We start from the raw sequence: 11558 nt of genomic DNA on the forward strand, positions 1-11558 counted from the left end.
CACGGTCAAAGCTGAGCTCCTTGGCTCAATCTGTTCCCGCCCCTCCTCCCTTGCCTTCATGTCGCGTTTCGTCCAAAAGCTGACGCAAACGCCGCGAAACCGAAGGTTTTGCCGTTTGACATGCGGCTTCCGGCTTTAATGCCGACGTGCCGTATCTGGAAAGAGCGGAACAATGTCTGCGATCGAAGCCGGCGCTCGCGCGCCGGAAAACCTTTGGCGTCAGGAAATCAGGGCGACGCTGGCGCTCGCCTGGCCGATGGTGCTGACCAATCTCGGCCAGACCGCGATGACGGCGACCGACGTCATGATGATGGGGCGTTTGGGGCCGGACACGCTGGCCAGCGGCGCGCTTGGCGCCAATCTCTATTTCATGCCGCTGATCTTCGGCCTCGGCCTGATGCTGGCGACCTCGCCGATGATCGCCACCGAGCTTGGCCGCCGCCGCCATTCGGTGCGCGACCTGCGCCGCACCGTGCGCCAGGGCCTGTGGCTGGCGATCCTGATCTCGATCCCGATCTGGCTGGTGCTCTGGCATGGCGAGGCCATCCTTCTGGCCATGGGCCAGGAACCGGCCCTGGCGCATCAGGCCGGCATTTACCTGCGCTGGCTCGAATGGGCGGTGCTGCCCTTCTATGGCTATATCGTGCTGCGCTCGTTCATCTCGGCGCTGGAGCGGCCGGGCTGGGCGCTGGTCATCGTCTTCGTCGCCGTCGCCTGCAACGCCTTCTTCAACTGGGTGTTCATGTTCGGCAGTCTCGGCGTGCCGTCGATGGGCATCGCCGGCTCGGGCCTTGCCACCTCGCTATCCTCGACGCTGATGTTCACCGGCATGGCTGTTGTGGTGATGCTGGAGAAGAAGTTCCGGCGCTACCGCCTGTTCGGCCGCTTCTGGCGGTCCGACTGGCCGCGCTTCAAGGGCCTGCTGCGGCTCGGTCTGCCGATCGCCGGCATCCTTGCCTTCGAGGTGACGATCTTCAATGCGGCGGCGCTGCTGATGGGCCTGATCGACGCGGACTCGCTTGCCGCGCACGCCATCGCCATCCAGATCGCCTCGATCTCCTTCATGGTGCCGCTTGGCCTCAACCAGGCGGTGACGGTGCGCGTTGGTCTTGCCCATGGCGCCGGCAATCCGGAAGGCGTGTCGCGCGCCGGTTGGACCGCCTTCGTCATCGGCGTCTCGTTCATGGCGCTGATGGGCTTGGTAATGGTGCTGTGGCCGCACCTTTTGATCAGCGCCTTCATCGATCTCGCCAACCCGGCCAATGCCAGGGTGATCGCGCTTGCCGTGTCGTTCCTGGTGTTTGCTGCCCTCTTCCAAGTGTTTGACGGCGCGCAAGCGGTGGCTGCCGGCATGCTGCGCGGCCTGCACGACACCAAGGTGCCGATGATCTATGCAGCGATCGGCTATTGGGGCGTCGGCCTGCCGCTCGGCGTGCTGCTCGCCTTCCATTTCGGCTTCCACGGGGTCGGCATCTGGATCGGCCTATCTTCGGGACTGGCCGTGGTGGCGGCCCTGCTTCTGGCGCGCTGGCTGCGGCGCGACAGGATCGCACCGCCACTGGTGTTCGGGCATTGAGATCAGACCGTCGCCGGTTGCCCGCCACCGAACTTTCAGCCGGGATTCATCCCGTTGACGCCGGAACTACGCCGCCTGGACGATCTCGACCAGTTCAACGTCGAACACCAGATCCTTTCCGGCCAACGGATGATTGCCATCCAGCTTGACGCTGGCGTCGTTCACGCCGACGACCGTCACCGGCATGGGGCGCCCTTCGCTGGTTCTGACCTGCAATCGAGTACCGATATCGACATTGATGTTATCCGGCACGCGGGCGCGGTCGATGGTCATGACAGCTTCGGGGCGGTGGGGGCCATAGGCGGCTTCGGCGGGAACGGTGACGGTGCTTTTCGCGCCGACCTCCATGCCCTCGACATGGGTTTCGAGACCGGCGATCACCTGCCCTTCACCCAGGGTGAATTGCAACGGTTCGCCGCCGGAAGCGTCGAATTGAGTGCCGTCGGCCAGACGTCCAGTATAATTGATGCGCACGGTGTCGCCATTCTTGGCCTGTGTCATGGCAGTCATCCTTTTGGGAGCTTTTGAGGGGACCGGCCAGAGGTCGCGGTCCGTTTTCGATCATCCACACACTGAGGTGCACGGCGCGAAACACTAAAACTAGGTGCCCGGCCGCAGATGTAAAGCGCTGGAGCTGCCAACCGGCTTCCCCGTGTGCCGCCTTCACCACCGAAAATCGCTTAATGTAGTCGCCGTCGATGCCGTCGATGCCGGGCCAATACAACGTCCTCGCGGCTCAGTGCGCCGACGCGCGCTTCTCCAGACGGCGGGCGTACTGCGTCAATAGAAAGCGCATGGCGAAGAAAGATCAGCGCCACCAGGCCGTAGACCTTGAACGGTTCGAAAATCGCGTAGGCGGTCATGCCCCCTCAGTCGGGCCAGTCCAGATTTCCGCAAACCCCTCGACGGCGCAGGGGAATCGATGGGCGGCTGCGACCGCCTCTACTCATTCACACTTGTATGGATCGCCATCGCGTGAGGGCTAAAGCCTTTTCGGTCGGCGTCGGTGATCAATGCAATCTGAGCTATCTGCTGCGGCCCTCCAGCAACCTTTCGATCTGTCGGGAGGATACCGGTTTGCTGAAGTGATAACCCTGCATCTCATCGCAATTGTTTTTGCGGAGAAACGCCACCTGCTCGTCAGTCTCGACTCCTTCCGCAATGACTCTCATATTCAGTTTTTGACCGAGCGATATGACGGCACTCGCAACCGCCTGATCGTCTTCGTTCGTAGCGACGTCGTCGATGAAGGACTTGTCGATTTTTAGCCGTGCGATTGGAAATGTCTTGAGAGCAGTCAAGCTTGAATACCCTGTGCCGAAATCGTCGATCGAAATCTGAACCCCTAAGCTTTGGAGTTTGTTCATCGTTGTGACTGCCAGACCGACATCCTGCATGATCAGGCTCTCTGTGAGCTCAAGTTCGAGATAGCAGCCCTCCAGGTCGCTCTCATTGAGCGCGTGAACGACACGTTCAACCAGGTTTTTTTCACTGAACTGGCGAGCCGAGACATTCACGGAAACGGTGATCGGCTCCAATCCGATATCTTGCCATGCCTTGTTCTGTCGACAAGCCTCATGCAGGACCCAATCGCCTATGGGTACGATCAGGCCTGTCTCCTCGGCCGTGGGGATGAAGCCAACTGGAGCCATCGTCCCGTGTGTTGGATGGGTCCAGCGTATCAGCGCTTCTACGGCCATGATCTGCCCGGATCGGAGATCTATCTGCGGCTGATACAAAAGTTCGAACTCTGATCGTTCCAGCGCATTTCGAAGCTCTTCCTGCAATAAGAAGCGTTCATGGGCCCTGGTGTTGAACTCAGGAGCATAGAACTGGAAGTTGTCGCGCCCGACCTCTTTCGCCCGATACATTGCAGCATCGGCATTGGCCACGAGGCTTTCCGGGGCTTTTCCATCTTTTGGGTAATTTGCGATACCGAAGCTTGCTGTCGCCCTTACGCAATGGTCGCCCAATTGAAGCGGCTCCGCTATTGCTGTGCGGAGTTTCTGCAGCGTTTCTGCGATGAGGTCGACGTTCTTCGGTTGATCCGAAAGCACAAGGACGAACTCGTCACCGCCAAGTCGAACAATAGTATCGGTCGAACTGATGCACCCCACCATCCGTTCGGCGGCCGTTTTGAGCAGCCTGTCGCCTGCGTTGTGGCCGAGTGTGTCATTGATGAGCTTAAAATTGTCCAGATCGATGAAGACGACCGAAACCCAGCGATCATATCTTTCGGCGTGTAAAATCGCTTGCGAAAGTCGGTCCTGAAGCAGGGCTCGATTGGGCAGTCCGGTAAGCACATCATGGTTAGCCATGAAGTGGATCTGGTCTTCCGCCTTCTTGCGCTCAATGGCGATGCCGGCGATGCGAGTGGTAAAGTTGATCAGACGGGTCTCGGCCTCCGCGGGCTCACGAACCGTCATAGAGTACATTGCAAAGACACCCAGAACAGCGCCTTGGTGGGAAACTATCGGGGTGGACCAGCAAGAGCGGTAACCGTACCTCTCCGCCAGGTCGCGATAATCCTCCCAGAGAGGATTTCGCATGATGTCCGCAACTACAACCGGTTCGCGTCGAAACACAGCGGTCCCGCAAGATCCGACCTTGGGTCCGATGGCGACTCCATCGATGGCATTTATGTACCCTTCCGCCAAGCTCGGCGCCGCGCCGTGCCGCAGATGCCTGCCCTCCTTGTCGAGGAGCAGCACCGAACCCAGAATCCCCGTGAGTTGCGATTCCATGAGATGCATCAGGCGGTCCAGCACGTCGTCCAGCGGCGCGCCGGTCGCAATCATCTCAAGGATTTGCGCCTGCCCGGTGCGGAGCATGTCTTCCCGCTTGCGGCCTGTTATGTCGTGAGCAATGCCGACCAAGCCAAAGACGTCATTTCGGTCGTTGCGCAACGGTACCTTGGTTGAGGAAAGCCATTTGCCCGCCCCTGATCGATCGACAACGAATTCTTCCTCATCGATCATCGGCTGCCCTGTCTGCAGAACACTCAATTCGTCAGCTCGAAATTTGCTCGCAAGTTCGGGGGCGTGAAGATCGAAGTCTGTCAATCCAATCATGTCGCGGGTCGTTTCGCGTCCGCTGTCAGCTGCGAGCGACCTATTGGCCACAATGAAGCGGCTTTCCGAATCTTTGACCCAAAGATAATCGGGTACCCAGTCGATCAAGGTCTGCAGCGATATCCGCTCGTCGACTATCTGGCGTGTAGCGATTAGCTCGGTGACATCCTCGTGGGTCGAAACCCAACCTCCGTCCGGCATAGGGTGATGATAGACTTGCACCGTTCGTCCGTCGGCAAGATCGGCAGCCCACGTTCGCGATATCGCAGCTGAATTAACTGACCTGGCCAAAGCAAGATATTCGTCGACCGACATTGCGGATGTCCCTGCGGCGACGCGGTGCACCACGATCTCCCGCAGTGTAATGCCCGGGACAAGACGCTCGGGCGGCACCCGGTAGATTTCAGAGTACCGAGGGTTCGATAATATCAACCGCTCCTCGGGATCGAATAAACAGATACCTTGGGAGATGTTATCAATGACAGTCGCTAGCCGAAGGGCCTGAGCTTCGAGATTTTGAAGTTTAGCTTCCAAATCGGACTGGCGGCCTCCGTAGGAAGTCCTGACCAGTTTGGCCAATGCGGCAAGCCCTACCGACTCCGAATCTTCTACCGCCTTCTTCGCTGATTTTGATGCCAAGCTGGGCTCCTCCGGTTAGCTACTCCTCCGAAAGCAACAAACCCAGATTGAGCCTAGCCCGTAAACGTTATTGAAAACTGACTGACCGCAGGTGAATTGGACAGGATTTTGCCAACGCGTTGCGATCGGTCTCGTGGTGAGAAGCCGTGATTGCCTTCTGCCGCCGGGGACTCGAGTCGGCTTGTGGCGACACCACGATCCCAAGGCGGCCGCCTGCGACGTCAGCTTTCGGGAAACGGTGAAGCTGATCTATACGGCCGACATGAAGCGCAACAGTCATCTGCGCCCTCATACTCTCAGCTCAGCGAGCTTGCACCCGCTTCTCCAGCCGCCGCGCGTACTGCGTCAGTGGAAAGCACATGACGAAGAAGATCAGCGCCACCAAGCCGTAGACCTTGAACGGTTCGAAGGTCGCGTTGTTGATGGCGTTGGATGTCCTGACCAGTTCCTCGAAGCCGATGATTGAGGTCAGCGCCGTCGATTTGATCAGCTGCACCAGGAAGCCGACCGTCGGCGCGCGGGTGATCGAGAACGCCTGCGGCAGGATGATCAGCCTGAGCTCCTGCAGATAGTGCAGGCCGAGGCTGGCGCCGGCGTCCCACTGACCCAATGGCAGCGCGTCGACACCGGAGCGCCATATCTCGGCGAGATAGGCGCTGGCGAAGAAGGTCAGGCCGAGCACGGCCGCCGTCCATGGCTCGATGCGCAGGCCGAGCATCGGCAGGCCGAAGAACATCAGGAAAAGCTGCATCAGCAGCGGCGTTCCCTGGAAGAGCGCGATGTAGCCCGAGGCGATGCGCCGGCTCCATGTGTTCTTGGAGATCCTGAAGAACAGCACAATCATGCCGACAATCGCGCCGCAGATGAAGGCGGCCAGCGACAACAACACCGTCCACCGGGCGGCCAGGAGAAGGTTGCGAATGATGTCCCAAAGCGTGAACTCGATCATGACACGCCAGCCCCCAGAACCTGGCGCCCGCCTGTGACCAGGAGCCGCCGCAAGGCCATCGACAGCAGAAGATAGACCAGCGTCACGACGAAATAGGTCTCGAACGAGCGGAAGGTGCGCGCCTGCAGCATGTCGGCTTCGTAGGTCAGCTCACGCACCGCGATCTGCGACACCACGGCCGATTCCAGCATCATGATGACGATCTGGCTGGTGAGTGCCGGATAGATGATCGTGAGCGCCTGCGGCAGCACAATCTTGATGAACACCTGGCGGGGGCGCAGCCCGAGCGCAAGGGCTGCTTCCGTCTGCCCGCCCGGCACCGCGTCGAGCCCGGCGCCGACAATCTCGATGGTGTAAGCCGCCATATTGAGCGTCATCGCCAGCATGGCGGCCAGGATCGGATCGAGCCTGATGCCGAGGCTCGGCAGGCCGAAGAAGATGAAGAACAGCTGCACCAGGAACGGCGTGTTGCGCATCACCTCGACATAGCAGGCGATCGCCCGTTTGAGCGGCACGGGACCGTTCCGCCGTCCCGCGGCGCCAAGGATGCTGAGCAGCGTTCCGGCCAGCGTTGTGACGGCGATCAATAGGATCGTCGTGGCGGCGCCGTGGGCAATGTCGCCCACAGCACCTGGGAGCCAGCCGAAGGCCACGGAAACTCAATCCTTGAGGTTGTCGGGGTTGAGCGGGGTCTTCAGCCAGGCTTTCGAGCTTTCGTCCAGTTTGCCGTCGGCCAGCATCTTGGCGATGGCATCGTTGACTGCCTTCTTGAGGGCGTCCTCATTCTTGTTGAGCCCGATATGCGAGGGCGAGGTGAGAAGCTGGAATTTCTGCTCCGGCTTCAGAGCGTCCTGCTTGGCCAGCACCTGCGCGCCGACATCGTTGCCGACGACCATCAGCTGGGTCTGGCCGGAGATGAAGGCCTGGATCACCGAATTGTAATTGTCGAAACGCTTGATGTCGGCCGAGGCGGGCGCGGCCTCGGTCAGCGAGGTGTCTTCGAGCGTGCCGCGGTTGACGGCGATCGACTTGTCGGCAAGGTCTTCCTTGCCTTTGACGGCCATCGCGGCCGGCCCGATCACCGCGATGTAATAGGGGGCGTAGGCGGCGGCGAAGTCGATGACCTGCTCGCGCTCCTTCGAATAGCCAACGCTCATCAGGATATCGACGCGATGGTCGTTCAGATAGGGAATGCGGTTCTGGCCGGTGACGGCGACCGGATTGAGCTTCACCTTGAGCGTATCTGCGATGTATTGCGCGACGTCCATGTCGTAGCCCTTGAGGCTCATGTCGGCACTGGCCGAGGAGAAGGGCGGGAAGTCGGCGAAGACGCCGACATTGATGCTGCCGGCCTTGGTGATATCAGCCAGCGCGTCGGCGTTGGCGGCCTGCGTGGCGAAGCCCATACTGGCGGCGCCGAGCACCAGGACGGCGGCGATGGATGATTTGAGTGTCGTGCGGATTGTCATTGTCATTCCCCTGTCTGGAAGCTTTGATTGTTGGGTCGGCCGCCGGCTCCAGCGCGGCGGCCGCCTTTGCGTTTTCGAACGTCAGGCGTTCTTGCCAGCAATTGCGGGGCTGAACACCATCAGGCTCAATATCTCGAACAGCACCTGGGCGGCGGCATGGGCGGTGTTGGTGGTGGCGTCATATTGCGGCGCCACCTCGACGACGTCGCCGCCGACAATGTTAAGGCCTTTGAGGCCGCGCAGCAGTTCCAGCACTTCGCGCGTGGTCAGACCGCCGACTTCCGGCGTGCCGGTGCCCGGCGCGAAGGCCGGATCGACGCTGTCGATGTCGAAGGACACATAGGTTGGACCGTCGCCGACGATCTTGCGCGCTTTCTCGATGATGGCCGGGATGCCGAGCCCGGTCACCTCCTCGGCGTGAACGACCGTCATGCCGGACTCGTAGGTGAACTCCCACAGATACTCGGCCGAGCCGCGGATGCCGATCTGGATGGTGCGGGTCGGGTCGAGCACGCCGTCGAGCACCGCGTTGCGGAACGGCCCGCCGTGGTGGAACTTGGTCATGTCGAACAGGCCGCTGGTGTCGCAATGGGCATCGATGTGGATGAGGCCCACCGGCGCCTTCTTGCCGACGGCCTTCAGGATCGGATGGCTGATCGAATGGTCGCCGCCGACCGACAAGGGAATGACGCCAGCATCGACGATCTGGTTGGTACGGCGTTCGATGTCCTCATGGCTGGTCTCGAGCCGATAGCGGCTGCGGAAGGGCGTATCGCCGATGTCGGCGACCCTGAGTTCATGCGTCGGCGCGCATTCCAGCACGTGATTGTAGGGGCCGATGCGTTCGATGGCCCGCAGCGCCCTCGGCCCGAAGCGCGAGCCCGGCCGGTTGGTGACGCCGAGGTCCATCGGCACGCCGATCATCGCCACCTGCAAATCGCCGAAATCCGGATTCTCCGCCGCTATCTCGCGGTAGGGCGCGGCAAGGAAGGTCGGGATACCGGCATAGGGCGCCAGCCGCGTGCCGCTCTTGGAAAAGATCTTGTCGGCGACCTTGCGGAACTTCGGGTCGAACATCTCGCCGCCATGGCTCTCGCCATATTTGCGACGCAACGCGTCGAGCTTGCCGCGATCGTAACCCATATCCGCTCCTCCTGGGCTGATGCAGTGCGATCCGTCGACGATCCGATGCGAACTGGCCGTCATCCGGCCGGGTCGCTGTCCCGCTGGCTGCCTGCAGATTTGACGTCTTGGTGCTATTCCGTGCCAAAGTGTCCGGCAGCCGCCTTGAAAAAGCAATTGATATTGTTAGGGTGTTTCCTGTGAGAAAAACTCACAACCAACCTGGATGCCGATGGCTAAGCGCCTGCCACCCCTGAACCCGCTGCGCGCCTTCGAGGCAACGGCCCGCCATGGCTCGCTGACCAAGGCGGCGAGTGAGCTGAATGTCACGCATGGTGCCGTCAGCCACCAGATCAAGGCGCTGGAGCAATCGCTCGGCGTCAAGCTGTTCGAACGCGTCGGCCAGCGGGTCAAGCTGACACCGCATGGTGCAGAACTCCTGCCGGCGGTATCGACCGCTTTCGATGGCATCGCCGCGGCCACGCAGCGGCTGACGCGGCCGGCAAGCAGCGGCGCGCTGTCGGTGTCCTGCGTCCCGGCACTGCTGCTTTTGTGGATGACGCCCAGGCTAGGCAGCTTCACGGCGCAATATCCCGACATCCAGCTGACGCTCATCCCCTCCAACGACGCCAGGGATATCCGTGCGCCGCATATCGATGTCTGCGTGCACTATGGCAACGGAACCTGGACCGATTGCTGGATGCGCAAATGGTCGGGCCTCGAACTGTTTCCTGTGGTCAGCCCGACCTTGATCAACAACCGCCCGATCCGCAGCGTCAGGGACCTTGCCGACCACGTCTTCCTGCATGGCGACGACGGCCGCGAGTGGCACACCTGGCTGGCCGCCGCCGACGCATTGGACCTCGAACGTGGCCGCCGCCATCATCTCGGCGATGCCCGCATGGCGACCGAGGCCGCGGTGCACGGCCATGGCGTGGCGCTGGGCGATTCCGTCACGGCAAGCGCGCTGCTGGCCAGGGGCATGCTGGTCGCGCCGTTCAGCCTGTCGGTACCGGCGGTCGATGATTTCTATGTCGTCTGCCGCAATGAAATGCGGGCGACGCCGATCGTGCAGGTGTTCATCGACTGGCTGTTCGCCGAGAAGGCCGGAGATGACGGCCGCGCCGGCGCCCCGGTCGCCGGCCGTATCATCAGCCGCCGCAAGCGCCCGGCGCTCAAGGTCATCGGCGCAAAGACCGCGGGCTGAAGCCGGCTGCGGATGGCTATACGCAGGCCGTTCTTTTTGTCGGGCCAGCCTGAAAGCGGGCAGCGTTTTGGCCAATTCGATGCTATGAGGCCTGTCGCGATTGTGGATGGCAGGCAGCGAAGGCGGCAGCGAGCATGGCAAAAACCGATATAGCGCGGCGCGTCTACAACCACACCTGGAAGCTCGATCCGATCGTGCGCAGCCTGCTCGACACGGATTTCTACAAGCTTTTGATGCTGCAGATGATCTGGGGCATGTACCCCAAGGTCGACACTACCTTCTCGCTGATCAATCGTACGACTTCGGTGCGGCTCGCCGACGAGATCGACGAAGGCGAGCTGCGCGAACAGCTCGACCATGCCCGCACCTTGCGCCTCTCCAAGAAAGAGATGATCTGGCTCGGCGGCAACAATTTCTACGGCCGCAAGCAGATCTTCGAGCCGGAGTTCCTTGCCTGGCTGGAAGGCTTCCGGCTGCCCGACTACGAACTGTCGAAGCGCGACGGCCAGTATGAGCTGACCTTCAGCGGGCCGTGGATGTACACCACGCTGTGGGAGATCCCGGCGCTCGCCATCATCAACGAATTGCGATCGAGGGCCGCCATGCGGGCCTTCGGGCCGTTCGCGCTCGATGTGCTCTATGCCCGCGCCAAGGCCAAGATGTGGGCCAAGACCGAGCGGCTGAAGGCGCTGCCCGGCATCCGCATATCGGATTTCGGCACGCGCCGGCGGCATTCCTTCCTGTGGCAGCGCTGGTGTGTCGAAGCGCTCAAGGAAGGCATCGGCGAAGCCTTCACCGGCACCTCCAACGTGCTGCTCGCCATGGACAACGACCTCGAAGCGCTCGGCACCAACGCGCACGAGCTGCCGATGGTGTTTGCCGCCCTTGCCAAATCGGAGAAGGAGCTGAAGCAGTCGCCCTACAAGGTGCTGCAGGACTGGCAGCGCTACTATGGCGGCAATTTGCTGATCGTGCTGCCCGATGCCTTCGGCACCGCCTCGTTCCTGCGCGATGCGCCGGACTGGGTCGCCGACTGGACCGGCTTCCGCCCCGACAGCGCGCCGCCGATCGAAGGCGGCGAGAAGATCCTGTCCTGGTGGCGCGAGAGGGGCAAGGATCCCAAGCAGAAGCTTTTGATCTTCTCCGACGGACTCGAGGTCGAGACCATCGAGGAGACCTACCGCCACTTCAAGGGCAAGGTGCGCATGTCCTTCGGCTGGGGCACCAATCTGACCAATGATTTCGAGGACTGCGCACCGATCGAAACCAACAGGCTGGACGCCATATCGCTGGTCTGCAAGGTCACCGAGGCCAATGGCAGGCCTGCGGTGAAGCTTTCCGACAACCCGGCCAAGGCGACCGGGAACCCTAGGGAGATCGAGCGGTATCTCAGGATTTTTGGCGAGAAGGATCGCGTGGAGCAGCTGGTCAAGGTGTGAGGGGTGGCTACGCCAGCCAAGATCGCAATCTTGGATATGCCGGGTTCCTTCGCGCCCCCCTCTGTCCTGCCGGACATCTCCCCCAC

Annotated in this window: 10 protein-coding genes; 3 read left to right on the forward strand and 7 right to left on the reverse strand. The window is 61.4% G+C overall.

Going from position 1 to position 11558, the window contains the following annotated elements; genetic code table 11:
* Nucleotides 1–172 precede the first annotated feature (172 nt).
* A complete protein-coding gene (locus LB577_RS27250) occupies nucleotides 173–1576 on the forward strand; it encodes an MATE family efflux transporter (RefSeq protein WP_224689665.1) in 1404 nt (467 codons plus the stop codon).
* Between the two features lie 66 nt (nucleotides 1577–1642).
* Here the strand turns inward: LB577_RS27250 and LB577_RS27255 are convergent, their stop codons facing one another.
* The 7 genes from LB577_RS27255 to speB form a co-directional block, all read right to left on the reverse strand.
* A complete protein-coding gene (locus LB577_RS27255) occupies nucleotides 1643–2077 on the reverse strand; it encodes a peptidylprolyl isomerase (RefSeq protein WP_013891815.1) in 435 nt (144 codons plus the stop codon).
* Between the two features lie 179 nt (nucleotides 2078–2256).
* Nucleotides 2257–2439, reverse strand: a complete 183-nt coding sequence (locus tag LB577_RS27260; RefSeq protein WP_224689666.1) for a hypothetical protein — start codon at nucleotides 2437–2439, stop codon at nucleotides 2257–2259.
* Between the two features lie 162 nt (nucleotides 2440–2601).
* Complete coding sequence (locus tag LB577_RS27265; protein ID WP_224689667.1) at nucleotides 2602–5286, reverse strand: EAL domain-containing protein; 2685 nt, start codon at nucleotides 5284–5286, stop codon at nucleotides 2602–2604.
* 301 nt (nucleotides 5287–5587) lie between these two features.
* Complete coding sequence (locus LB577_RS27270) at nucleotides 5588–6235, reverse strand: amino acid ABC transporter permease (RefSeq protein ID WP_224689668.1); 648 nt, start codon at nucleotides 6233–6235, stop codon at nucleotides 5588–5590.
* The gene (locus LB577_RS27275; RefSeq protein WP_224689669.1) at nucleotides 6232–6888 is read right to left on the reverse strand and encodes an amino acid ABC transporter permease; all 657 of its coding nucleotides are present in this window, start codon (nucleotides 6886–6888) and stop codon (nucleotides 6232–6234) included. Before LB577_RS27275 ends, LB577_RS27270 begins: the two co-directional genes overlap by 4 nt.
* 6 nt (nucleotides 6889–6894) lie before the next feature.
* Nucleotides 6895–7704: a transporter substrate-binding domain-containing protein gene (locus LB577_RS27280; protein ID WP_224689670.1), complete on the reverse strand. Its 810-nt coding sequence runs from the start codon at nucleotides 7702–7704 to the stop codon at nucleotides 6895–6897.
* Between the two features lie 81 nt (nucleotides 7705–7785).
* Nucleotides 7786–8847 (reverse strand): agmatinase, encoded by a 1062-nt coding sequence (gene speB, locus LB577_RS27285; protein ID WP_224689671.1) that lies wholly within the window; start codon nucleotides 8845–8847, stop codon nucleotides 7786–7788.
* Nucleotides 8848–9058: 211 nt separating this feature from the next.
* On the opposite strand from speB, the gene gcvA reads away from it, so the two are divergent.
* On the forward strand, nucleotides 9059–10033 hold the full coding sequence (gcvA, locus tag LB577_RS27290; RefSeq protein ID WP_140574285.1) for a transcriptional regulator GcvA: 975 nt from the start codon (nucleotides 9059–9061) through the stop codon (nucleotides 10031–10033).
* Nucleotides 10034–10167: 134 nt separating this feature from the next.
* Nucleotides 10168–11472, forward strand: a complete 1305-nt coding sequence (gene pncB / locus LB577_RS27295) for a nicotinate phosphoribosyltransferase (RefSeq protein ID WP_224689672.1) — start codon at nucleotides 10168–10170, stop codon at nucleotides 11470–11472.
* The last annotated feature ends 86 nt before the right edge of the window (nucleotides 11473–11558 follow it).

Origin of the sequence: Mesorhizobium sp. B283B1A (assembly GCF_020165735.1) — a bacterium.
In the GTDB taxonomy this organism is placed as follows: domain Bacteria; phylum Pseudomonadota; class Alphaproteobacteria; order Rhizobiales; family Rhizobiaceae; genus Mesorhizobium; species Mesorhizobium opportunistum.